22 protein-coding genes are annotated in these 24,458 nt (G+C 38.9%); all 22 read right to left on the bottom strand.

The window, feature by feature from the left end:
- Positions 1 to 27: 27 nt before the first annotated feature.
- Complete coding sequence (locus tag KH400_RS06410; protein ID WP_217223043.1) at positions 28 to 1,182, bottom strand: thiolase family protein; 1,155 nt, start codon at positions 1,180 to 1,182, stop codon at positions 28 to 30.
- 154 nt (positions 1,183 to 1,336) lie between these two features.
- A complete protein-coding gene (locus KH400_RS06415; protein ID WP_217223045.1) occupies positions 1,337 to 2,395 on the bottom strand; it encodes a phosphotransferase family protein in 1,059 nt (352 codons plus the stop codon).
- A 169-nt stretch (positions 2,396 to 2,564) separates the two neighbouring features.
- On the bottom strand, positions 2,565 to 3,323 hold the full coding sequence (locus KH400_RS06420; protein ID WP_217223047.1) for a 2-phosphosulfolactate phosphatase: 759 nt from the start codon (positions 3,321 to 3,323) through the stop codon (positions 2,565 to 2,567).
- Between the two features lie 39 nt (positions 3,324 to 3,362).
- A complete protein-coding gene (locus tag KH400_RS06425; RefSeq protein ID WP_217223049.1) occupies positions 3,363 to 4,145 on the bottom strand; it encodes an enoyl-CoA hydratase/isomerase family protein in 783 nt (260 codons plus the stop codon).
- A gap of 304 nt (positions 4,146 to 4,449) precedes the next feature.
- The gene (locus KH400_RS06430; RefSeq protein WP_217223051.1) at positions 4,450 to 5,595 is read right to left on the bottom strand and encodes an acyl-CoA dehydrogenase family protein; all 1,146 of its coding nucleotides are present in this window, start codon (positions 5,593 to 5,595) and stop codon (positions 4,450 to 4,452) included.
- Between the two features lie 277 nt (positions 5,596 to 5,872).
- Positions 5,873 to 7,141, bottom strand: a complete 1,269-nt coding sequence (locus KH400_RS06435) for a TRAP transporter large permease (RefSeq protein WP_217223054.1) — start codon at positions 7,139 to 7,141, stop codon at positions 5,873 to 5,875.
- Between the two features lie 42 nt (positions 7,142 to 7,183).
- Positions 7,184 to 7,720, bottom strand: coding sequence for a TRAP transporter small permease (locus KH400_RS06440; protein WP_217223056.1), 537 nt, complete (start codon positions 7,718 to 7,720; stop codon positions 7,184 to 7,186).
- Between the two features lie 79 nt (positions 7,721 to 7,799).
- Positions 7,800 to 8,879, bottom strand: a complete 1,080-nt coding sequence (locus KH400_RS06445) for a TRAP transporter substrate-binding protein (RefSeq protein ID WP_217223058.1) — start codon at positions 8,877 to 8,879, stop codon at positions 7,800 to 7,802.
- Positions 8,880 to 8,941: 62 nt separating this feature from the next.
- The gene (locus KH400_RS06450; protein ID WP_217223060.1) at positions 8,942 to 10,528 is read right to left on the bottom strand and encodes an ATP-dependent acyl-CoA ligase; all 1,587 of its coding nucleotides are present in this window, start codon (positions 10,526 to 10,528) and stop codon (positions 8,942 to 8,944) included.
- A gap of 69 nt (positions 10,529 to 10,597) precedes the next feature.
- Complete coding sequence (locus KH400_RS06455; protein WP_217223062.1) at positions 10,598 to 11,767, bottom strand: thiolase C-terminal domain-containing protein; 1,170 nt, start codon at positions 11,765 to 11,767, stop codon at positions 10,598 to 10,600.
- A gap of 233 nt (positions 11,768 to 12,000) precedes the next feature.
- Positions 12,001 to 13,587: an AMP-binding protein gene (locus KH400_RS06460; RefSeq protein WP_217223064.1), complete on the bottom strand. Its 1,587-nt coding sequence runs from the start codon at positions 13,585 to 13,587 to the stop codon at positions 12,001 to 12,003.
- Positions 13,588 to 13,649: 62 nt separating this feature from the next.
- Positions 13,650 to 14,186, bottom strand: a complete 537-nt coding sequence (locus tag KH400_RS06465) for a glutathione peroxidase (RefSeq protein ID WP_217223066.1) — start codon at positions 14,184 to 14,186, stop codon at positions 13,650 to 13,652.
- Positions 14,187 to 14,411: 225 nt separating this feature from the next.
- The gene (locus KH400_RS06470) at positions 14,412 to 14,816 is read right to left on the bottom strand and encodes a Zn-ribbon domain-containing OB-fold protein (RefSeq protein WP_217223068.1); all 405 of its coding nucleotides are present in this window, start codon (positions 14,814 to 14,816) and stop codon (positions 14,412 to 14,414) included.
- A gap of 78 nt (positions 14,817 to 14,894) precedes the next feature.
- A complete protein-coding gene (locus tag KH400_RS06475) occupies positions 14,895 to 16,064 on the bottom strand; it encodes a thiolase C-terminal domain-containing protein (protein ID WP_217223070.1) in 1,170 nt (389 codons plus the stop codon).
- 249 nt (positions 16,065 to 16,313) lie between these two features.
- Positions 16,314 to 17,384 carry a TRAP transporter substrate-binding protein gene (locus KH400_RS06480; RefSeq protein WP_217223072.1) on the bottom strand — a complete coding sequence of 357 codons (1,071 nt, stop codon included), beginning with the start codon at positions 17,382 to 17,384 and terminating at the stop codon, positions 16,314 to 16,316.
- Positions 17,385 to 17,409: 25 nt separating this feature from the next.
- Positions 17,410 to 18,480: a TRAP transporter substrate-binding protein gene (locus KH400_RS06485; protein ID WP_217223074.1), complete on the bottom strand. Its 1,071-nt coding sequence runs from the start codon at positions 18,478 to 18,480 to the stop codon at positions 17,410 to 17,412.
- A 136-nt stretch (positions 18,481 to 18,616) separates the two neighbouring features.
- A complete protein-coding gene (locus KH400_RS06490; RefSeq protein WP_217223076.1) occupies positions 18,617 to 19,762 on the bottom strand; it encodes an amidohydrolase family protein in 1,146 nt (381 codons plus the stop codon).
- A gap of 129 nt (positions 19,763 to 19,891) precedes the next feature.
- Positions 19,892 to 20,248, bottom strand: coding sequence for a Rieske (2Fe-2S) protein (locus KH400_RS06495; protein WP_217223078.1), 357 nt, complete (start codon positions 20,246 to 20,248; stop codon positions 19,892 to 19,894).
- A gap of 508 nt (positions 20,249 to 20,756) precedes the next feature.
- The gene (locus KH400_RS06500) at positions 20,757 to 21,401 is read right to left on the bottom strand and encodes a TetR/AcrR family transcriptional regulator (RefSeq protein WP_217223080.1); all 645 of its coding nucleotides are present in this window, start codon (positions 21,399 to 21,401) and stop codon (positions 20,757 to 20,759) included.
- A 483-nt stretch (positions 21,402 to 21,884) separates the two neighbouring features.
- Positions 21,885 to 22,322 carry a hotdog family protein gene (locus KH400_RS06505; protein ID WP_217223082.1) on the bottom strand — a complete coding sequence of 146 codons (438 nt, stop codon included), beginning with the start codon at positions 22,320 to 22,322 and terminating at the stop codon, positions 21,885 to 21,887.
- 117 nt (positions 22,323 to 22,439) lie between these two features.
- Positions 22,440 to 22,895 (bottom strand): FAS1-like dehydratase domain-containing protein, encoded by a 456-nt coding sequence (locus KH400_RS06510; protein ID WP_217223084.1) that lies wholly within the window; start codon positions 22,893 to 22,895, stop codon positions 22,440 to 22,442.
- Positions 22,892 to 24,448, bottom strand: coding sequence for a class I adenylate-forming enzyme family protein (locus KH400_RS06515; protein WP_217223086.1), 1,557 nt, complete (start codon positions 24,446 to 24,448; stop codon positions 22,892 to 22,894). The genes KH400_RS06510 and KH400_RS06515 overlap by 4 nt, the downstream gene beginning before the upstream one ends.
- Positions 24,449 to 24,458 lie beyond the last annotated feature (10 nt).

The raw sequence follows: 24,458 nt of genomic DNA on the forward strand, positions 1-24,458 counted from the left end.
CTCATCCTTTCTACTTATTATTTAAAATTAGGAATCAATTCGTTCAATAATCGTTGCATTAGCCATACCATTGCCTTCACAAATCGCTTGAATTCCGAAACGCCCTCCAGTTCGCTCGAGCTCGCTCATTAGCGTCATCATCACACGGGCTCCACTAGCACCTAAAGGGTGACCAAGTGCAATCGCTCCTCCATTTGGGTTAAGTTTCTGCGGATCTGCTTGTAGCTCTTCTAACCAGCACATCGGTACGGATGCAAATGCTTCATTCACTTCATATACATCCATATCAGCCAACGTTAGCCCTGCTCTCTCTAATACATGTTTTGTAGCATCAATTGGACCTGTAAGCATTAACGTCGGATCTGAACCAACAACCGAACGTGCTATGACTTTAAATCGTGGCTTCAATCCTAATTGTTGTGCTTTTTCTCTTGACATCAGAAGAAGAGCCCCAGCACCATCACTCATTTGACTTGCATTCCCTGCATGGATCACGCCATCATTTTTAAAAACCGGTTGAAGCGTGCTTAGCTTTTCAATTGTTGTCCCTCTTCGTGGTCCTTCATCTTGAGTAATGACCGCTTTACTACCATCCTCTAAGGTGACTTCATACGGCATAATTTCATGATCAAAGCGCCCTTCATTTTGCGCTTGAATCGCCTTTTCGTGACTCTTAAGCGAGAATTCATCCAATTGTCCCCGTGAAAACTCCCATTTTTCTGCGATCCGCTCGGCTGATAACCCTTGATGGATAATCTCATAGCGACTTGTTAACTCTTCGCTCCAATCTGATTGTTTTCTAGTTGAAAACATAGGAACACGTGACATGCTTTCAACCCCACCGGCAATCACAACATCCATGTCACCACTCAAAATGGCTTGAGCAGCAAAGTGAACGGCTTGTTGACCAGACCCACATTGGCGATCAATCGTTGTACCCGGTACACGAATTGGAAAATCTGCCATCAATGCCGCCGTACGCGCAATATTAAGTCCTTGCTCCTCAGTTTGTGACACACAACCAAGGATGACATCCTCTATTAACTCTGACGAGATTCCTGTACGTTTTACCAATTCTCTTAACACATTTGCTGCCATATCATCTGGTCGTACCGTACTCATTACCCCTTTCCTTCTTCCTACAGGAGTTCTTACAGCATCAACAATAACCACTTCACGCATAACCTTCCTCCTAACCCGTATTTGGTTGCTTGAGCTTCACCATTCTCATTGTTAACATTATACTAAACACAAAATTTAAAATATTCAATTAATTTTAGTTGCAAACACCCTTGATAGATGTTAACCACTGTCTAAAATTTTATATTGTTTTTAACTATACTAACTGAGAATCTATTGATTCATAAGCAGCATTCATCAGGTTTTGAATCGCCAAGTCTAACGTCTCAAATCTTGAATCTTGTACATGCCCTTTCTTCCATCGATAATAAATTTGCTGTAAAATAACAGCTGTTTTGAAATAAGCGAGTACCAAGTAGAAGTTAAAATTTGAGAGATCTCTCCCACTTTTTCTAGCATAACGTTCAATAAATTGTTTACGACTAATAAAACCACCAAGAGTTGTTACTGAATTGATCGCGGTAAAAGGATCATTTTCATCTTTCCAATAACTAATGGCAGCGCCAAGATCAGTAAGTGGATCGCCAATTGTACATAACTCCCAATCAAACAAACCAATGATTTCACCTGGCTCATCATATGAAAACATCATATTATTTATCTTAAAATCGTTATGAACAATCGTTGGACTAGAAGGAATAGGAATATTTGAGAGTAACCATTTCTCTAGTTTTGGATAAACTTCAATTTCACCAACCACAAATTGTCGATAACGTTTGATCCAATTATGAACTTGCCTTTCCAAATAACCGTCTGGTTTCCCCATATTCTCTAAGCCGATGTTCTTATAATCAATATTATGAAGGTCTACTAAAGTGTCTACCACCGATTCTGAGATACGAATTCTAGTATTAGGAGCTCGATCATAGTCATCTGGAATCGTATCATCTAAAACCACTCCTGTCTTTTTCTCCATCACATAAAAATGTTTATCCATAATCGATTGATCATCAGCGTATAAGTATGGTTTTGGAGCAATTGAAAATACGGGATTGATTTTTTCTAATAAACGAAACTCTCTGTGGACATCATGAGCTTTTGCTGGGATTTCACCAAACGGTGGGCGCCTCAACACAGCTTCCCAGTCTCCAATTTTCAATAAAAAAGTTAAGTTAGAATAACCTTCTGTAAATTGCTTAACTACCATTTGTTGATCTTCAAGTCCTTGTATGTTTGAACGCAGGTATTGTTCGAAACGCATCCAATTAATTTCATTTTCAGCTTGCTTAGAGACTTCCCTCTCTTGTTTTAACATTCCAGCCCTCCTAGACAAATGAAATGAAAGTCAACGTTCTACCGAGCGAGTCATGATGCGAGATCCATTTATTCAATTAACCATTTGGTATCTTGAAATTTCACTAGTAACGATGTAGACCGCCCAAACACGGTTGACAAAACCAAACCTATCTGCATCGTAACATTACTTACCGCTTAATTGACTCTCTCCCTCGTTGGTTGATAGGGAGGACCTCTCTTTTTTCATTTAGATAAGGAAGGACCTCAAATATCCCTCTTTGAGAGGACAGGTGTACATCTTTTTCATAACCATAATCCATGAGCATTTTACCTATAGATGTCTCTTGGAGAATATGTCTATGGTTATGTTTTTCAAAGCTATAATATCCAAGCGCAACTTTTGCTGCGTCTGAAAGGGACCATTCAACATGAGTATGTGCTAAGAATTCTTCTAGAAAGTAACCAACGCCATAGAAGTCTTCACTGTTGAATTGTTTCGATGATCCTGAACAAACGAGAATAATCGTTTCATCAGACATCGTTTCACTCAGTTTTTTTGCAGCATAAGCCCCATTTAATAGTGAAGCTACATAAACTTGTTGGGCATGAGCAGATTTACAAATAGCAACTGTCCCATTTGTTGTTGCAAGAATCACTGTTTTCCCTCTTACTTGCTCTTTCAACAAGGTAGGACTTGGCTTATTAAACCCATGAAGCACCATACCTTTATCTTCACCAATTAATACGATATCTTCTTTTTTATGTTTACTAGCTTCTACTAATGCCTCCTCCCCATCCATAACAGGGATCACTTTCTTCGCCCCATACTCGAGCAAAGAAACAATCACTGAGGTCGCTAGTAATACATCAAAAACGACAACAACTTTTCCATCAAGTTTTTCTTGATCAATTTCTTCTTTTTTCATTAAGACATGGACTTTCCCCATAGTGACACCCCATTTTATTAAAACAAATTTTCTTTTCTGCTATTTTCCTAGAAAGTTCGGATCCCTCTTTTCAAAAAATGCCCTCACCCCTTCGTCATGATCTTCCGTCGAAAAGGCAACCGATTGCACAAGTGCCTCCTCTCGCAACATTTGTTCAAGTGAGGATTCAAAACTACGGTTTAACATAAACTTTGCAAGCCCAATGGCCTGGGTAGCTTTTGTTCCTAATGATGTTGCTAGTTCTTCAGCTTTAGTGATAAGTTCTTGATTTTGAACGATATCTAACACAATACCATATTTTTTTGCCTCTTTAGCGCTAATCGTACGTCCAGAAAACACCAACTCTTTCGCTCGTGCCATTCCAACCATTCTCGGTAAATGATAGAGTCCACCTAAATCTGGTATTAATCCTATTTTATTAAAGACCATCGCAAAAGATGATTGTTCAGTTGCAATCACGAAATCACATGCGAGCGCCAGACTAAAACCGGCACCAACCGCATAGCCATTAACAGCTGCAATGACTGGCTTTTCCAACTGTGCGAGGTCTGTAATGAGTGGCAACCCAAACTTCATATAATCTCTTCCAACCGATGCATTGTCATAGCCTTTAGGAAAGCTAGTAATATCACCTCCTGCACAGAATCCTTTACCATTTCCTGTTATAATCACTGCACGAATAGCTGAGTTACTTTTCACCTCTTGAAGTGCATCTCGCAATCCAGCAATGATTTCATTTGATAGTACATTTAACTTTTCCGGTCGATTCAATGTAATCTTGGCTACGCCTTCGTTTACATGTAGCAGCACTGCTTCTGACATACCCATCAACCCCTACACTTATAATCGCTAACCATTATACTAGAACCTCTCTGTGCTTTCTTTCTAGTTATCATTACAACCTTCATGCTGATTAGCTGCAAATCACCACTTTTACTAACTTCACAATCTACGACATTCATAATTTTCTTAATATTATGAATAATATTCACACCCTATTATCACCTGAAAAACAACTGAAGTCAAATGCTGACCATTGAAAACAACAAAGCTGAACTTGCCACACTCATCAATCTAGTATCAGAGGGTTGGAGAAAAACACTTGTTCACTTGTCTCTTACACTTCCTACAAATTCATATTCTTAGCAATGATAGTTTTCATGATTTCATTTGTTCCTGCATAAATGGACGTCACAGCAATATCTCGGTATCGTCTTGCGATCTCATACTCTTCCATGTATCCATAACCACCATGTAATTGCATACACTCTGTAGCTACTTTTTTAGCTAAATCTGTCACCCACCATTTTGCCATCGATACTTCTGTAACGACATCCTCATTCTTCACATGTTTCTTAATTAAGGTGTCGACATAAGTTCTGCCAATAGATATTTCAGTCGCCATTTCTGCTAATTTAAATTGAGTGTTCTGAAATTTACTAATGGAGTGGCCAAATGCTTTTCGTTGCCCCGTATACTCCTTTGTTAGCTCTAGCATTCTCTCAGCAGCAACAATGGCATTAATCGCAACAATTAACCGCTCTTGCTGTAACTTTTCCATTAAATAATAAAATCCGTGACCTTCTTTCCCTAGCAAATGACCTCTATCCACTCGTACATCTTCAAAGATCAATTCACAAGTATCATTTGCATGCTGACCAACTTTATTTAACTTCTTTCCCTTCGAAAACCCTTGTGTTCCAGCTTCTATGACAAAAAGACTAATGCCTTTATATGCGGGTTCTGCATCTGGATCTGTTTTACAAGCAACAACGACGATATCAGCGGAATGTCCATTTGTTATAAATGACTTTTCCCCATTAATTATAAAGTGGTCTCCATCTTTATCAGCCACGGTACGAATGTTTGATAAATCAGAGCCAGCTCCAGGTTCTGTCATCGCTATCGCTGTGATTGCTTTTCCACTCGTACTCGGAGTGATCCAACGCTGTTTTTGTACCTCACTTCCGAACGAATCAATATAAGGAATAACAATATCATTATGAAGTCCAATACCTGACATACCTGTTCCCACTTTTTCCATCTCTTCATTAATAATTACTGAATACAAAAAGTCTGCATTGAAGCCCCCATATTTTTCATCTGTCCATGGGCACAAATAGCCTTGTTCACCCAACTTCTTCCAAAAGGTTCGCGGAATACACTTCTCTTCTTCCCATGTTTTAAAAAAAGGGACCGCTTCTTTCTCCAAGAACTTTCTTAACGATGTACGAAAAATTTCGTGGTCTTTTCCAAATATAATATTCTCCAATTATATTCACCTACTTCTTATTCATATCTTTATATCCTTTTTGCAAACCCTATTGTCGTAGCTATCATCCCGAAATTAAATTAGAATTAGGTAAAAGAGATTATGACCTCTAAACTACCTTAGGTCTATCTTCCTAATATAGTTCAGGGCTCCCCCTTCAACAGACCCCTTCATGTGTATGTGATGTCACAATGATTTATTCAATCTAGTTTCAATACATTGCTAGAGGAGCACCTAGTCATTCTCACAGTGGCAAAACATGTAAACAATAGTTAGATTAGTTAAATAAGAATGTACTAAGCCAAGGGACATATAACAACACAAGTGTAGCAATCAACATACCGATTAAATATGGAAATGAGCCTCGAACGACGACTCCCATATTCTCTTTAAAATGCCCACTAATTGCATAAAGACTCGAACCAATCGGCGGTGTGATTTGTCCGATCATTAAAGTAGCAACAGCAACCATTGCAAAGTGGATCGGATCATACCCCAATGTCAGGACCGTCGGATATAAAACTGGCAATGTAATATACAAAATGGGTATCGCATCCAAAAACATTCCAAAGAGCAAAAAGATTAAAATAATAACTAACATTATCATCCAGTCTGCCATATCAATATTTAATGCCACTTCAGTTATTGTTTGCGGAACTTGTAGATACGTAATCGCTGTAGTAAATAGTTGAGCTCCACCTAATAAAATGTAAATAATCGAGGTTGTAACCATTGTACTAATTAAACTCTTTTTAAAATTTTCAGCCGTACAATCTTTTCGATTAAATAAGAAGCTAATAAGTAACACGTAAACAATCGCAATTGCCGCTGCTTCAGTAGGGGTAAAAATTCCGCCGTAAATTCCTCCCAGTATTAAAAATGGCATTAACAACGATGGAACTGCACCAATAAATGATCGACTCGTTTCCGACAAACTACTTCGCTTCGGTTTTTCGGTTGTATTTTTAAAGCTCACTATAATAGCTACAATAATCAACACAACAGCCACAAAAATGCCAGGAACAATACCAGCAATAAAAAGTTTTCCGGGATCTAGTTGTGTTGAAGCAGCAAACAAAATCATGAAAATACTTGGTGGAATCATTTGACCTAAAGTCCCTGACGCTGCAATGACACCATAACTATTCTCTTTTGAATGACCCATCGCTATCATTTGTGGAATAGCCATCGAGCCTACGGCAACAACAGTCGCTACTGATGAACCAGATAGTGCTCCAAAAATGGCTGCGGTAGCTACCACTGCTGCCGGCATCCCCCCTGGAAGGTGACCGACAAGATCTTTGATAAACGTAAACAGTTTACTAGCCGGTCCCATAAATGTCATCAAATTGCCGGCTAATAAAAAGTAAGGTACGGCCAGTAAAATCCACTGATCAGTAGAAGTAAAAAACTGCGAGGCAATACTTTCTAAGGGCAAGCCCATATGAACAAATACCCAATACCCACCACTTGCAGCTAGAGCTAACCAGATTGGAGCTCCTATGATTAATAACAACAACAAAATTAAAAAACCGACCAGTAACATCCATTCTCCCCCCTCTTATTTCAGCTAAACGAAATTATGCCTCTATGCCCGAACGTCCGTATCCACTTCAGCCTCTTCTTTCAAATGATGACGGAGGCGACAAGCATCTAAAATGATTTGAAGTAGTGAGTAAATAGATCCGAGGAACATCCCAATCGGTATGGACAGTGTAGGAATAAACATTAGCATAGTTCCTGATGCTGTTCTAACTCCCATTTCAAGTAACGAGATAATCCAAATCGTACTGGCCCAAAAGAGAAAGACAAAAGAAGCAAATAGGAGGATACTAATGAGTAGATTGTTTATATATTTTAATTTGCCTTTTAGCAGGTCTTTTAATATACTCATTTTTAAATGTTGATTTTGCTTAATGAGCGGACCAATATAGGCGAACACACCGTAAATAATCGCATAACGGCATATTTCTTCGATCACCTGAAAGGAAAGTCCTAACATATAACGAAAAAAGACACTAAGAACTGCACCAACAACACTAATGATTAAACATACCAATGAAATGACTAATAGACTTTTGTCAAGGTATTTCGTCGACCTCTCAATCTTCTCTATATTCTCCATCCACATACCTCCTTTATGAGCCACTAGTTTAATGAAACTAGTGGTCTAGTGAATTAAACACACGTTGATAAGACTGCTGTTATTCATTAATCGTAGAAAGAACATCGATCAAATCCCCTCCACCTTCAACTTCATTTTCAAACACTTCCCATGCTGATCTTGATACTTCTTTCATCTTGTTAATCTCTTCTTCTGTTGGATAATAGAATTCAACTCCCATTTCATTTTCTAACTTTGGTAATGTCTCAGCTAACTCCTCATTAATAGTCTCTAATACATATTGCTCATAATCTTCGCCAACCTGAACTAATATATCTTGTAAGTCACTTGGCAAAGATTCAAACGTATCTTGCGAGATTAACACGGGTGTTACAGAATTAAATAATGGAGCAACAATATACGTATCTACTGGGAACTTCACATCATATACGTACATTGGTGTTGATAAAGCCCCGTCGACAACGCCTTGTTGTAAGGCAGTGATTGCTTCAGCACCAGCCACTGTAATGCTACTAGCACCAAGAGCTTCAACCGTTTCTGGGGTAATGATCCCTCCAGGTGTCCTTACTCTTAAACCTTCAACACTATCAATATCATTTATCGAATGATTATTCGTAAATAACGAACCAAAGGTATCAATATAAGCAAATCCTAATACTTTTACCCCTTTATCTTCCATCCTATCTGCAATTTTTCGGCCACCATCTTCATGTTGATTGAAAGCTGTTCTGTTCTCTAAAAAGACAGATGGGTCGTCGACTTCGTAGTCAAATAAAAATGGAAGTTCAAAAAAGTTCCATATTGGATCAAAACTAGTAAGAATAGGAGAGGTAGAGTGCACCATATCAATTTGTCCTTGCACTAAAGCAGGTACTTCTTCGGTTGCTGGCATTAACTGTCCATTTGGATAAATATCAATGGAAAGCCTACCTTCGCTTCTCTCTTGCACTTGCTCATCAAACCACTCCATAAATGTATGCATATAATGGGTCGAAGAAAATCCGTGAGCTAATCTAAGGACATATTCTTCAGAATCCTCAGAAGAACTCGCACCATCATTCGTTTCAGCAACCGAACCACTTGAATCACTACACGCGATTAAAAATATAAGCGCTATCAAGGCTAGAAAAAGGCCAAAATCTACTTTTTTCAATCTCATCTCTTTTCCCTCCTTTTTGTTTAACACTCTTGAACTCTCAAACCTTTAACTATCGGCATTTATTAACGTTGAACCTTATATCCTATTCGTTCACGATCCCACGTATCATTCGTAATACCATCTTCACGAAGTTTATACTTTTCAATTCGTTGCGATGTATTTTTCGGTAACTCATTAACAAATCGTACATAACGTGGAACAGCGAAGTAAGCCATCCGACTTTGACAAAAATCAAGGAGCTCTTTAGGACTTAGCTGTTCTCCTTTTCGTGATACAACAACGGCAAGTACTTCCTCTTCTGACAACTCTGAAGGGACTCCAATAATGGCTGTTTCAAACACTTTTGGATGCTCATTAATGACACGTTCAACTTCATAAGATGAGATATTTTCTCCCCTTCGACGAACAACATCTTTCTTTCGATCGATGAAATAAAAATAACCTTCCTCATCCATCTTTCCACGGTCACCAGTATGAAACCATAAATCTTTCCAAGCTTTCACTGTTGCCTCTGGCATACCGTAATAGCCATCAAATAAAATGTTAGGTTCTTTCGGTCTGACAACGATCTCACCAGCTTCACCGGGAGGGCAAGGATAACCATCGTCATCATGAATTTGAACATCATACGTTGAAACGGCTTTACCACATGAGCCCTTCTTAAATGTCTCAGCTCGATTGATCATCGCTAAGCCAATTTCTGTCGAACCATAGGCTTCAGTGATTTTGACTTTAAACCTCTCTTGAAATTCATCATAAATTTCAAGTGGAGCTGGTGCCCCTTGCACCATGCGTACAGGGTTATTGGCGTCATCTGGTCTTTCCGGTTGCTTCATTAAAATGGTTAGAAGAGAACCCATATAATTAAATGTCGTGATTTGTTCTCTACGGCATATATCCCAAAATTTCGAAGCTGAAAATCGCTCGTGCATAACTACATCACTATCTGCAAGTAATGCCGGGAGGATCGTTGCATATCGAGCATTGACATGAAACAGCGGAAAAACTGTGAATAAACGATCATTAGGACTATACTTCATCAGATCACAACATGTAAAAGCTAGATTAAAATTCGCTCGATGACTGAGAATCGCTCCCTTTGAAGGTCCAGTCGTTCCGGATGTAAAGAGAATTAGTGACGGATCACTCGGCTTTATTTCAACATTTATTTCTTGATCAGAAGCAACTGAAAGTAACTCCTCAAACGAATACCATTTCACTTGATTAGAAGAGCGTTCCTCATGATGACCGACTACTATAATATGTCGAAGAGAAGATAACTCACCGATAACTTCCTTCACTCGATCAACCCATTGGGCGTCAATAACAATCGCCTGACATTTCGCTTGATTAAGAATGTGTACTAAGAGGTCACCGCGAAAGGCAACGTTAATGGGTACTTCTATAACACCAACTCTAGCTAAACCTAGCCAAGTCGCTAGAAACTCAGGGCTATTAGGAAGCATCACCGCGCAACTATCGCCTTTTTTTAATCCGAGTGATGAGATCACATTTGCGATCTTATTTCCTTGACTGTAAAATTGACCATATGTTAAATCATAATCTTCAAATCGAATAAACCTTGTATTTGGTTTTAGGTTTGCTCTATATTCCACTACGTTCCCAAATGTTTGTACGCCACTGTACAAAATCGTCCATCCTCCTTTTTAAAACAAATATTTGGTTGAATAAGTAAAATATAAAATCTATATCGTCAATCAGTAACGCTCTCTTCCTAGGATAAGTGTCGTATGACTAGACATAATTCCACCTTGACCATGGACGAGTGCCGTCTCAGCTTTAGGTACTTGGCGCTTACCAGCCTGATGACGAAGCTGCTTCACCGATTCTGTTAAGGCAAACATTGAACCTGGATGTCCTGGATGACAATGAGACAATAATCCACCATGTGTATTTATAGGCAGAGACCCACCAATCTCAATCGCACCACTTTCAGCAAATTCGCCACCTTCACCCTTTTTGCAAAAACCAAGGTCTTCCAACTCGATAATAACCGTCGGTGTAAAACAATCATATAGTTGTGCAAGGTCAATATCCTCCGGACCTAGTCCTGACATTTCGTAGGCACGTCTTCCAGATTCTACTGCTGCAGAAGTGGTGAGACTGTGTGCCTGACTAACATGTTCGTGATGATGACCTTCCCCAACACCTAACACGTAAATAGGAGTATTAGAGAATTCAGATACTTTATCGGCCGATGTCAGCAAAACAGCAGATCCGCCATCCGACATTAAGGAGCAATCCAACATATGCAATGGATCAGCGATTCGTTTTGATTGTAAGACATCTTCAATCGTAATTCTCTCACGCATTTGAGCACTAGGATTCAATGATGCATGTTTACGAGCGGCAACAGCTACTGCGGCAAATTGTTCTTCTGTGGTCCCATATTGTTCCATATGCGCTTTCGCTAGTAATGCATATAGCGCAGGTACGGTTGGGCCATAAGGTGTTTCAAACTGAGAATGTCCAGTCGAAGCAAGTAATGTCATCGCCTGATCACGTGCTAACCCCGTCCGTAAGCTATCAGCCATCGTGATTAATACGTTGTCACAAACACCATTTGAGATCGCAGTTGCTGCATGGTGAAGAGCTGAAAACGTAGTGCTTCCACCGGTGGCCACACTCATACAATAACGAGGTGTGAGTTGCATATACTCTGCAATCGCTTCTGCATGGTACATGTATGGCTCCGTCATTGAATTACATGTAATAAGACCATCAACTTGATCTGTTGATACCCCCGCATCATCTAAGCAACGTAGTGCAGCTTCAACGCAAAGCGTTGTCGCACTCTTATCAGGAATAACGCCAACATCGGTGTCTGCAGCGCCAACAATGGCTACCTTCCCGCGTAATGACTCCATAAAACAACCTCCAATTCTAGGTAATCTTTGATCGTATCATCTGTTTATATGTTCTTTTATTATCGTCCTACTTTTATAGACACATTTTGTGAGTCCTTCCTAATGACACGACTATTTGTTTTATAATCTTGCTCTTGATCGTTAAAATAATATTCACTTTATTTATGTCTTTTCTTTCAAGATATAGGTAGGATTGGAGAGAAGTCATTTGTGCCCCTCTCTAGCGACATACATTAACCACGCACCTTATACCCTTCCTGTTCACGATCCCATGTATCTTGGGTAACACCTTCTTTTCTTAACTTATATTTTTCAACCCTTAATGAAGTATTCTTTGGCAATTGCTCCATGTAGCGAATATAACGTGGAATAGCGAAATCAGCCATACGTGTCTGACAGAAGTCTAGTAACTCAACCTCATTGAGATTTACCCCATCTTTCAAAGTGATGATAGCCATAACTTCTTCCTCTGATAGTTCAGATGGGACACCAATCACTGCTGATTCTTTTACCTTTGGGTGCTCATTAATAACTCTCTCGACTTCATAGGAAGAAATATTCTCTCCTTTTCGTCTGACCGCGTCTTTTTGTCGATCGAGAAAATAAAAATAGCCATCCTCATCCATACGTCCACGATCACCCGTATGAAACCATAAGTTTTGCCATGCTTCAACGGTCTTATCAGGCATACCATAATAGCCACTAAACATAATTCCCGGCTCTTTTGGCCGTACAACAATTTCTCCGGCTTTCCCAGGTCGACATGGCTGATCGTTTTCATCATGAATCTCAACTTCATAGATTGGTACAGGCTTCCCACATGATCCTAACCGAAATGAATCAGCCCGGTTATAAATCGCTGTTCCCAGTTCCGTTGATCCATAGACTTCAGAAATCTCCACCTGAAACCGCTTTCTAAAATCATCATAGATCTCGACAGGTGTTGGCGCGCCATATGCCTTCCTTACTGGGTTATTTGCATCATTAGGTCGCTCTGGCTGCTTCATGAGGATCGTCAGCATCGAGCCCATAAAATTGAAGGACGTAATGTTTTCGGATCGGCAAATTTCCCAGAACCTAGATGCGGAAAATTTTTGGTGCATCACAACATCACAATCTGCCATTAAAGCTGTTAGGATCGTAGTATAACGCGCATTAATATGAAACAATGGAAAGACTGTATAAAGACGATCTTCAGGTCGGTAGTCCATCAGGTCACAAGCTGTTTTTGCTAGACTAAAATTTGCATTGTGACTAAGAATGACCCCTTTAGAAGGGCCAGTTGTTCCAGAAGTAAAAAGGATCAACGATGTATCTTGCGGTTGGATTTCAACATCAACCGGTGTATCACTAGCTTCCTCCATAAGTGCTTCATAGGAATATCCACGGAACCGATCGGCTACTGTTAAACCATCATTTCCAACGACAATGACATGACGCAGATATTGAAGCTCATCAGCCAAAGCGTTAATACGATCGGCCCATTGATCGGAAATAACGAGAGCCTTACACTTAGCTTTATTGAGGATGTAAGCTAAAACGTCTCCTCGCAGGGATGTATTTATTGGCACTTCGATAACACCGAGCCTGGCAAGACCAAGCCAGCTCGTAAGAAATTCAGAACTGTTGGCAAGCATAACTGCACAACTGTCACCTTTTGAAAGTCCAATCCTAGCTATGACATTAGCAAACTTATTACCGTTACTATGATATTCTTGATAGGTTAGGTCCTCATTTTCAAAACGGATAAATCTTTCAGCCGGCTTTTGTTTAGCACGATACTCCACAATTTTTCCAAATGTTTTTTCTCCTCTATACACTTTGCTCCCTCCTAAAGGGTAAAGAATCTTTTTATCATTGGAAAATGTTCAACACAAAAATCTTACAATAACCTTTCAATATCATGCTCTAACTCTTCTGGAATAACCGTTGGTTCGTAACGTTTCACTACATGACCCGTTTGGTCAACAAGAAACTTTGTAAAATTCCATCTTATTGCAGAGCCTTCTAAATAGTGTGGATAGTTTTTGACTAAGTGATGATATAACTTACTATTCTTATCTAGCTCTGTCCCATCAGGTGCTTGTTTCCGTAGATATTGATATAAAGGATGTACCTTTTCCCCATTGACATCAATTTTTTGAAAGAGAGGGAAAGTAACATTATAATTTATTGAACAATAGCTGCTAATTTCTTCATTTGTTCCTGGCTCCTGTCCTCCAAATTGGTTACATGGAAATCCTAGCACCGTAAAACCATCTTCTTTGTATTTTTTATATAAATGTTCAATACCTTCATATTGAGGGGTTAAGCCACATTTACTTGCGGTATTTACAATTAACATCACGTTTCCTCTATAGGTACCTAAACTAATTTCTTCACCATTGGTTAGGTTTGCTTTAATTGAATAAATCGTCATTTCGCTTCTCCTTTTAAGTTTTTCCGGTCTACAGTTTTTAAGAAGGAAGCATAAAAATACGCTTTACATTGCTAGCCTTTAACTATTTTCAAAGCAAAGGGAACAAAATCGTTCCCTTTTCAAAAGACGGATGAGGCGATCCTATGATCCATTTAATGTGGTGTAAAACTAGCAATTCATTTGAGATATCAGGTATTTTCTATAACCTTAAATGACTCACTCTTTTTATAATAAACGAAACTTCGGAATCGATATCTCCTCCGTCCAATCATCAAAGACCACTTCAACCTTCATACCAATTTTCACCTTTTCAGGTTCGCATTCTATGACATTACTCATCATCGTTGGCCCTTCATCGAGTTTAATTAAAGCCAGTACATACGGTACATCAGCTGCATAGGCTTTATTAGGAGCTCGACGAACGATTGTAAAACTAGAGATTTTCCCTGTACCAGAAGCGTTCACCCACTCTACATTTCTACTCATACAGTCCGTACATAACATTCTCGGGTAAAATTGATATGCACCACAATCCGAACACTGCTGAATCAACAGCTCATGATTCTTACAACCTTCCCAGTATCGTTTAGTTTCAAGCGTTGGTTTCGGAAGAGTTCTATCATTGCTCATATTATCAACTCCTACTCATTAGATTTAACAACTATAAACGATTTCTAGTTGTTAGAGACAAACCTACCTTTAACACTCTTACGTTCGCTCTCTACCAAAAATAAGTGTTGCATGAGTTGACATAATCCCACCTTGACCATGGACTAATGCCAGCTCAGCGTCATTTACTTGGCGCTCTACGGCTTGGTGTCGCAATTGCTGCACCGTTTCCGTAAGAGCAAACATTGACCCAGGGTGACCTGGATGACAATGGGATAACAATCCACCATGTGTATTCACCGGGATTTCACCACCGAGATCAATGGCCCCGCTTTCTACAAATGCACCACCATCTCCCTTCTCACAAAAGCCTAGATCCTCCAATTGCAAGATGACCATGGAAGTAAACGCATCATAGATTTGAGCAATATCCATATCTTTAGGTTGTAAACCAGCCATTTCAAATGCACGTCGTCCAGAATCTACGGCTGCAGAAGTTGTTAAGCTCGGTGCTTGCGAAATGTGTTCATGGTGATGGCCTTCTCCAGCGCCTAATAAGTAGACAGGCTGATGGGGGAAATCCTTTGCTCTCTTTGCAGATGTTAGTAAAATAGCTGATCCACCGTCAGAAACTAACGAACAATCTAACAAATGTAATGGGTCAGCAATCATCCGAGAATTAAGAACATCATCTATATTTATACGTTCACGCATTTGCGCCGTCGGATTAAGACATGCATGTTCACGAGCAGATACGGCTACTTTTGCAAGTTGTTCCGGGGTGGTTCCGTATTTTTTTATATGTGCCTGTGCAATCAGTCCGTAAAAAGCAGGTACGGTTGGTCCATAAGGGATTTCAAATTCAGGATGACCAGCAGAAGCTTGAAATGTCATGGCTTGATCTCGAGTTAAACCACTCTTTATACTGTCAGCCATCGTGATTAATACCGTCTCACACATACCCGTCACTATAGCCGACGCTGCATGATGGAGAATAGAAAATGTTGTTCCTCCACCATTAGCGACACTCATGCAATATTTCGGGGAAATTTTCAGGTATTCAGCTATTGTTTCAGCATGATACAAAATCGGTTCAACAAACGAATTACAAGTAATGATGCCATCAACCTCATCTTTTGTGACACCTGCATCGTTTAAACAACGAAGGGCTGCATCTACACAGAGCTGTGTTGCACTCATATGAGGCACTACCCCGACATCTGAATCTGCTGCCCCGACAATTGCTACTTTTCCACTTATCGATTCCATGTTTCTTTCCCCTCCATCCATGTAATCATTTCTATTTCCTAAGGAGAAAAGATCGTTTTACTACCCTCACCTCCTTTGCTTTTATAATAGAACCCTTATATCTATTTACATTCTAGTAATTATTTGAATGATCGATAAAGTTGGAAGCTCTCAACTAATCTAATCTAACGTTTGTTTGAATTTTAATTATACCAGTTAATATTCTGAAATTCAATAATTTTCAGATATTTACAGGCGTAATCAATCCATCTATTCATCAAGTACCTCTAAAAGCTCAGAACCTGCTTCAACTTCTTCTTCAAAGACTGCCCTCACTGGTTCTGTTGCTTTTTGCCACTCTTTTATCTCCTCTTCTGTTGGGTAGTAAATGTCAACCCCTTCATTTTCCAAGGTTGTGTACGCTGTTTTTGTGCGTTCTAATACCGTCTCCATCGCATATTCCTCTAACTCTTGGCCAGTTTGTAAAAGGATCGTTTGAAGGTCCTCTGGTAATGAATCAAACTTTTCCTGAGAGATGATAACAGGTGTTACTGTATTAAATAAAGGAACTAATGAAAATGACTTAACTGGTAACTTGGCATCATCAGCGAAAATAGGCGTCGTTAACAATCCATCAACGATCCCTTGTTGCAGTGCAGTTGTCACCTCAGATGCTGCAATTGTTACACTACTAGCCCCCATCGCACTCACAGTTTCTGGACCGATTAACCCACCAGGTGACCGAAGTCTTAACCCTTCAGCACTTTCCGGTCCAGTAACTAAATTATTGGCATCAGTTGTATAAACAGATCCAAACATGTCAACAAAACCAAGAGATAGTATCTTTAATCCTCTTTCCTCCATCATTTCAATTATTTTCCTACCGCCAGCTTCATTGTGATTAAACTCCATGCGGTTCTCCAAGAATACAGCTGGGTCTTGGGGGTCATATTCAAAGATAAACGGCAATTCATAAAAGTTCCATATTGGATCAAAACTGGCAAGTACCGGAGAAGCAATGTGAGTCATATCAATTTGACCTTGTAAAATGGAAGGAATTTCTTGATCAGAAGGCATTAACTGGCTATTAGGGTAAATTTCAAGAGATAACCGACCATCACTTCGTTCCTGAACTTCTTCATCAAACCACTCCATAAACGTATGCATAAATGATGAAGCTGGATAACCATGTGATAGTGTTAACACATAATTTTCTTGTTCAGAAGAAGTATTTGGCTGAGTGTTCTGTTCTTCTCCGCTTTGGGTAGACCCAGCAGAGTTGCTACAAGCTACTAAAACGATACAAAGCAAAAAGAAGATTATGTTATTTAATTTATTCAAAGTATTCCCTCCCATTTTTTATTTACTATTCCTGAAGCGTTTTTAGAAGCTCAGTACCTCTCTCAACTTCATTTTCAAAAACTGATTTTGCAGACATTGTTGCATCTTTCCATTCCTCTATCTCCTCTTTCGTTGGATAGTAGATTTCAACACCATCGTTTTCCAATGTTCTATACGCAGTTTTTGTACGCTCTAATACCATCTCCATCGCATAACCCTCTAGTTCTTGACCTGTTTTTACAAGAACCTCTTGAAGGTCCTCTGGTAATGATTCAAATTTTTCCTGTGAGATAACAAGAGGTGTTACACTATTAAATAGTGGCACTAGTGAAAATGACTTGACAGGTAACTTCGCATCATGAGCATAAATTGGTGTTGTTAATAATCCATCAACAATCCCTTGTTGTAATGCAGTTATCACTTCAGCACCTGCGATTGTAACACTACTAGCCCCCATCGCACTAACGGTTTCTGGACCGATTAATCCACCAGGAGAACGTAGCCTTAAACCTGCAGCACTGTTAGGACCTGTAACTAAATTGTTACTATCAGTTGTATAAACAGATCCAAACATATCAATAAAGCTCAGGGACAATACTTTTAATCCTCTTTCTTCCATTACCTCCCTAATTTTTCCGCCACCTTCATCACTGTTATTAAATTCCATTCGATTTTCTAAAAAAACAGCTGGATCTTGTGGGTCATAATCAAAGATAAACGGTAATTCATAAACATTCCATAATGAGTCAAAACTGGCCAATACTGGAGAGGTCGTATGGGTCATATCAATTTGACCCTGTAAAATCGCGGGAACTTCCTGGTCAGGAGGCATTAATTGTCCATTGGAATAGATTTCAAGAGATAACCGACCATCACTTCGTTCCTGAACTTCTTCATCAAACCACTCCATAAACGTATGCATAAATGATGATGTAGGATATCCATGAGAAAGGGTTAGCACATAGCTTTCTTGCTCAGAAGATTCGTTAGATGCTGGGCGCTTTTCGTCTCCATCTTGAGGAGACCCAGCAGGACTACCACATGCAACTAAAACAAGGCATAACAATAAGAAGCTTGTAAAATGATTTTTATTCAAAAAGTCTTCCCTCCTAAATTAATCGCCTAAATGAGGTAGCCTGTTGCTTGAAAATCAATATTGAGCTTCCAGCAGAACAAAGAAATAAAAATGCTCTGCTGGGCTTCTGCTTCTATATTTAGAAGCATTGTTTTCACTAATTGGTTCCGTTTGTATCCATTGGATTTGGCAAGCCGAATAAATCAACTGCATTTTTGTAAAAAATTTGATGTTTAAATTCTTTAGGGAACCTAGCAAAAGCTGCATGAGGTGCATCAAATTCCCAATGTGGGTAATCACTCGTAAAAACAAAATTATTTAAACCAACCATTTTCATAATATCTAATACGTGTTTCTCGTCTTCATGACTTTCTGGCTCAATCATTGGCTGCGTACCAAACCACATATGTTCTCTTACAACCTGACTTGGTGGACGTTTCACCCAAGGAACCTCCCTTTTTAAATTCCGCCAATGCGTATCCATCGTGTACATAACACTTGGTAACCATGCAAATCCACCTTCAACAAATAACATTCGTAGTTTAGTGAATTTTTCGAAAACCCCACCAAAAATAATACTTGAAATTTGAGCTTGATATGTTAACCCATTGTTTGTTTGAAATTCTGGATAGTAGTTTCCATAGTTCGGCCCTGGTCTAAACACCCCACCTGGGACAGACACATGAAATGTACAAACAAGCCCATGACGTACAGCAGCTTTCCATATCGGGTAATAACGATTATCACCCCAACCCCCATAAGGAGAATGAATGGATAGCCCAACTTGAGCCATCTGCGGGTGACTACCGACACGATCAATCTCACGTGCTGCCATTTCTGGATCTTGAGAGGCAATAACAACAGACCCACGCAAGCTAGAGTCTTTTGATAACCAGTGATCAATTTGCCAATCATTATAAGCGGATGCTATCGCTGTAGCCATTTCATGCTGAGGAGATGCAGACAGCATAAATGTAGAGTCAGGAAAAAGAATCGAATTTGCATAATTGTACCGATCTGCTACTTGCTCTCGATAAAAATCGAGTGAAGAACACCCTAGTCCGCCTTCTGGAGGGATGCTGTCCATACGGTGGCCCGCATTCGCTACAATGGCCATGGCTGGAATGTTTGGAAATACACCCTTCCATTTACAATCAGCTAAAAAATCTCTCCAATATTCACTTAGATATGGGTTAAGATCCTCATAACTTTTTGGGTTCGGATGAACATCACAGTCTATAACAGGAATTTTTTTTGATCGATTTACAACTTTTTGATCTTTTTTATTTACTAAGGTACTCATTATTCGTCTCCTTTCAATTTAGAGAAACTAAAATACAATTGTATATGCTTCCAAACCAATCAACTGAATGTTAAATTCACTTAAACTAATGAACACTCTTTTTATACCAAACTACTGATTGGTTGATTTTTACGCATACAAGACGACCTCATCGTTCTCAACTTTCACATCATACGTTTTGATCTTTGTATTCTCAGGGTCGTGCATCGAGCAACCATTTTCCACATCAAAACTCCAATGATGCCATGGACAATAAAGAAAACTACCAGGCTTTTCATAACAAACGTCCTTTACATCGTTTGCACGAGCTGCGCCTCTTAAAACACCTTTTCCTAATTCAGCACCTTGGTGAGGACAGAAGTTCCGCACTGCGTAAAATTGTTCATTTTCTTTTCGAACGACAACAACAGATAATCGTCTCACTTGAAATACTTTCGATTCACCCAATGGAATTTCGCTTTTTTTACATAATACATTCCTTTCCAAATTCCGAACCTCCTTTATTTAATATAGTGTGTTAACCATTCTCTCAACCGATTGTACAGCTTCGCACCTGCCCTAATTTATTGAAAATTCAGAATTTTAATGTCACACCTCCTTCGCAAAGTATAATTTTCATTCTTTAAACCAAACTTGAACAAATTACGTGATTGCTCTAAAATTCCCTGACTTCTCTCATCAGCGAATTAAACTTTTAATTAAAAGATATACAATTGAATTCTTCAAAAATTCGCCTCTACCAAATATTTGTTTTTTTAGTCTCACTACAAACATTACTCTAAAATTGATCCTCTACCCTCTAAACCTCAAGGGCGTCTCTAACCGACCATAGTTAACTATGTACAATACCCTTAAACTCTTAATTATATTAAAAGACTTACAATGAGTAAGGGCCATTGTACATCGCACTGTAAAACCTTACCTTTATAACAATGATGACAACCAATAAATGTTGACATCATTGACTACCAACATTCTACGTCTATCAAGTGATTTACTTCTCGTCGTTTTCAGGTGAACACAATAGAGCCTTATCCCATACACCTTGAAGAACAAAACCATTAAATTGACATGCGATATCCTCTAATGAATATTCATTATTCGGTGCATACCAACGCTGCATATAATTATAGACACCAAAAACAGCAAACGTCATAAGTTTAGGGTCAAGATCACTACGAAATTCTCCTTTTTCGATCCCTTCATTAATAATCGTACGGAATAAACGATCATATTCATCACCTAATGTTGCGATTTCCCCACCAAATTCAGACTTAAACCACTCAATAGATACCCAAACAAATAATTCACTTTGATAGCGCTCAAAACCATTTATATGATTTTTTAACGCCTGCTCTAATTTGGTTGATGGGCTATTTGATGAATGAACAATCTGCTTTAAATTTTCCGTCATTTCACTTAATGGTCGCTCAACTACTGCATATAGTAAGTCATCTTTTTTGTCAATATAATAGTAAAGGCTTCCTTTTAACATACCTACTTTGTTAGCGATATCTTCTAAAGTAGCTTCTTTATATCCTTTCTCTCGAAAAACTTCTGCCGCAGCATTCACAATCTTGGTATATTTCACACTCGATTTTTTTGTTGCCTTCTTTCGGTTAGATGTCTGTTTTTTCAATGAAAGCTCCCCCTAAAATGATAAGAAAAAATCAATAGGCATCATATGATGTGATTAACTAAAATACTGTAACCGCATTCATTTTGCTCATCACTATTAATTCAATTCTAAATATGAGCCTCACTTCATTTTAACATTATATCTTTTCACTAGACAAGATTGTTTGTCGAGGATATAAAAGAGCTTTAGTTTTTTTCATTATAAAGTTAAATTGCCAACTAGTGCCCTATTCATCTACTTCAGTCGGAACGAATCAACTAAAAAGAATGTATAGTATCAATTTTGGATCAGATCAGGTATTCTACCCATGTGCAGTAGAACTATTTTAGATTAATATTTTACGAAATAGTTAAAGTCTTATATCTTATCTATCTCTCTTTAATTACTTCATGTTGCTAAGTCCTGTTCTCTTGATACCCTTTGCTAGAATTACTCTTTTATAACATTTTACCGCCTTAAAATGGTTTATTTTTTCTCTATTTATTAACTAAAACGAACAACGGCCGTGCCAGGTGCAATAATCTCATCAGCTTCATTTTTTATATAGATTTCGATTTCTACTTCCCTTTTTGCGTAATCACAAGAAAGTACTTTTCCACCAGACCGAAGTGTTTCACCGATGAAAGCAGCCTTTCGGTTAGAATACTCAATCGTCATTAAATCTCCATCCTCTTCCAACCACTCAGTCACACACTGGTTGAGCCAATCTCCCAATAATGGACCAGCAATGACCAGACCTGGATAACCTTCTACTTCGGTCGTATAAGGATAGTCAAAGTGAATTCGGTGTGCGTTCCACAACGCCGAGTTATACAAAAATAATTGTACATTGTCAGGTTGGTATTGACGCTCTGGCAATAAGTCTCCAGGAGTAATACCATGTATTCGAGATGATCGATCTTGCTTTTTCTTTATGACCATAAACAACACACTCCTACATACTAAATACTCTTAAATTTTATAATTAAATAGTGACTGTACCTTTGATCATCCACAATTTTTATTTAATATCCTCGTTCATGTTTTGACTCTATTCCATCAGCGAAGGATCCTCGTTGTTTTTTCAGTAATGACCTTCTCTCCTTGTTCATTTACGACTTCCATTACTACTTCATAAAAAATAAGAGGGCCACTAGAACCAACTTTTTCATATATATCTGTTAGTGTACGGGTCGCTGTTAACCAATCACCAGGATAAATAGGCTTGTGGTAGTCAATCTTTAATCCACCAGCCATTGCTTTTTTTAAAGGAAATTCAGGTAATAGTATATCCTTCGATACGCCATCTGGCATTAATTGTTCTAACTCAACGACATCCCAAAACAAAGAAACGTGAAACATTGGAGGTGCTTCATCACCTCGAATATATTTCTTCTGGCGTTGTCCTGTAGCAATGGAGTACTTTTGTATATCTCGACGAGTAACTATTTCTTTTTTTGGTGGGGCTGAATGCCCAATATAACTTAGTATTTCTTCAGTTAATAGTTTACTCATACATTATTCCCCCTTAACTTAACGTATCGCTCCCTTAGCTTACGCTTAAGAATTTTACCAGTTGGAGCTTTTGGGACCCTTTCTACAAAATCAACTGACTTGGGCTTTTGATAGGATGCTAGGTGTTCTTTAGCTGTATTAATAATTTCCTGCTCTGTAGCTGTCCGACCAGGCTTAAGCACTACAACAGCTTTTACGACTTCACCCCATTCATCATCTGGCACACCAAAAACTGCAACCTCAAGTACTGAATCATGGTGATATATCGCATTCTCAACCTGAATACTATAAATATTTTCGCCTCCGGATATGATCATATCTTTTGCACGGTCAACAATGAAAATATACCCATCCTGATCCCAAGTTGCGATATCTCCTGTCCACATCCATCCGTCTCGAATCGTTTCGGCTGTAAGATCAGGACGGTTCCAATAACCAATCATATTCGCTTCAGATTTAACAATAATTTCTCCAGGAGTCTCGCCATCACGTGGAACAGGGATGCCTTGTTTATCAACGACTTGAATTGAGGTAATATGTCCCTCACGCCCACAGGAAGCTAAACGCTCAGGATGAATGCCATTAACCGCATTTAAGTGGTCTTCTTGCGTGAGAAAGGTCATACCCATTCCTTCAGTCTGACCGTATCCTTGGATGAGTGTACTTGGAAAGGACTCTAGAGCTTTCTTAACGACAGCCATCGACATCGGTCCTCCTCCATATTGAATATTTCGCAAACTACTTAAATCGTAGCTATCAAAGTTCTCAACAGCTAACATTCGATTAATCATCGTTGTAATACCAAGAAAGGCGGTTACACGTTCCTGTTGAATGACTTCAAGTGCCTGTTTTGCATCAAAGTTTACGAGGACAACGGGACAACCGTGAGCGATATAATTTATTGTCAACCCTATCGGGATATGAAACATCTGTCCGGTTAACATATAAACATCAGAAGGTACAATTCGTTCTGCAACTGTTTGATTCAACATCCCCATAAAAATAGACTTATGAGTGTGTAATGCCCCTTTCGACTCTCCCGAAGTCCCCCCAGTATAAAGAATAACCATAGGGTCATTATCTCCAACACTATTCGATTGAAGAGGTTCATATGTTGAAGCTTTTGCGATCAAGACTTCATATGACCCGTCACTATCTACGCCGTATTCAAGCCAATGATCCACCTCAGTCTTTTGTTGCAGCTCCAAACTATCCTTATAAAATTCTTCAGAAGTAATAAACACTGAAGGCTTTCCATCATTTATAATTCGGACAAGCTCTAGGATTCCACACCGCCAATTTAGTGGTTGAATAATTAATCCCGAGCGTGCACAAGCAAAATAAATTTCAAGATATTCAATAGAGTTCTTTGATAAAACAGCCACGCGATCCCCTTTTTCAAGACCAAGGTCTTCTATCAAACCATTTGCCAACCTACGTATACGATCATCAAGAGTGCCAAAACTGATACGGCGTTCATTTGGAATATCAATAATTGCCATTCGCTGTGGATCTAGCTTTGCATACTTTTCAGATATTCTACCAATGTTCAAAGAAGCTCTC

The sequence above is a fragment of the Desertibacillus haloalkaliphilus genome (assembly GCF_019039105.1).
Classification (GTDB): Bacteria; Bacillota; Bacilli; order Bacillales; family KJ1-10-99; genus Desertibacillus; species Desertibacillus haloalkaliphilus.

Excerpts from the sequence above, each read along its gene's own strand:
- KH400_RS06475 (WP_217223070.1), bottom strand. The coding sequence starts at position 16,064 with ATGGAATCGATAAGTGGAAAAGTAGCAATTGTCGGGGCAGCAGATTCA.
- KH400_RS06490 (WP_217223076.1), bottom strand. The coding sequence starts at position 19,762 with ATGAGTACCTTAGTAAATAAAAAAGATCAAAAAGTTGTAAATCGATCA.
- KH400_RS06465 (WP_217223066.1), bottom strand. The coding sequence starts at position 14,186 with ATGACGATTTATTCAATTAAAGCAAACCTAACCAATGGTGAAGAAATT.
- KH400_RS06415 (WP_217223045.1), bottom strand. The coding sequence starts at position 2,395 with ATGTTAAAACAAGAGAGGGAAGTCTCTAAGCAAGCTGAAAATGAAATT.
- KH400_RS06435 (WP_217223054.1), bottom strand. The coding sequence starts at position 7,141 with ATGTTACTGGTCGGTTTTTTAATTTTGTTGTTGTTATTAATCATAGGA.
- KH400_RS06425 (WP_217223049.1), bottom strand. The coding sequence starts at position 4,145 with ATGTCAGAAGCAGTGCTGCTACATGTAAACGAAGGCGTAGCCAAGATT.
- KH400_RS06410 (WP_217223043.1), bottom strand. The coding sequence starts at position 1,182 with ATGCGTGAAGTGGTTATTGTTGATGCTGTAAGAACTCCTGTAGGAAGA.
- KH400_RS06505 (WP_217223082.1), bottom strand. The coding sequence starts at position 22,322 with ATGGTCATAAAGAAAAAGCAAGATCGATCATCTCGAATACATGGTATT.
- KH400_RS06420 (WP_217223047.1), bottom strand. The coding sequence starts at position 3,323 with ATGGGGAAAGTCCATGTCTTAATGAAAAAAGAAGAAATTGATCAAGAA.
- KH400_RS06455 (WP_217223062.1), bottom strand. The coding sequence starts at position 11,767 with ATGGAGTCATTACGCGGGAAGGTAGCCATTGTTGGCGCTGCAGACACC.
- KH400_RS06510 (WP_217223084.1), bottom strand. The coding sequence starts at position 22,895 with ATGAGTAAACTATTAACTGAAGAAATACTAAGTTATATTGGGCATTCA.
- KH400_RS06440 (WP_217223056.1), bottom strand. The coding sequence starts at position 7,720 with ATGGAGAATATAGAGAAGATTGAGAGGTCGACGAAATACCTTGACAAA.
- KH400_RS06445 (WP_217223058.1), bottom strand. The coding sequence starts at position 8,879 with ATGAGATTGAAAAAAGTAGATTTTGGCCTTTTTCTAGCCTTGATAGCG.
- KH400_RS06470 (WP_217223068.1), bottom strand. The coding sequence starts at position 14,816 with ATGAGCAATGATAGAACTCTTCCGAAACCAACGCTTGAAACTAAACGA.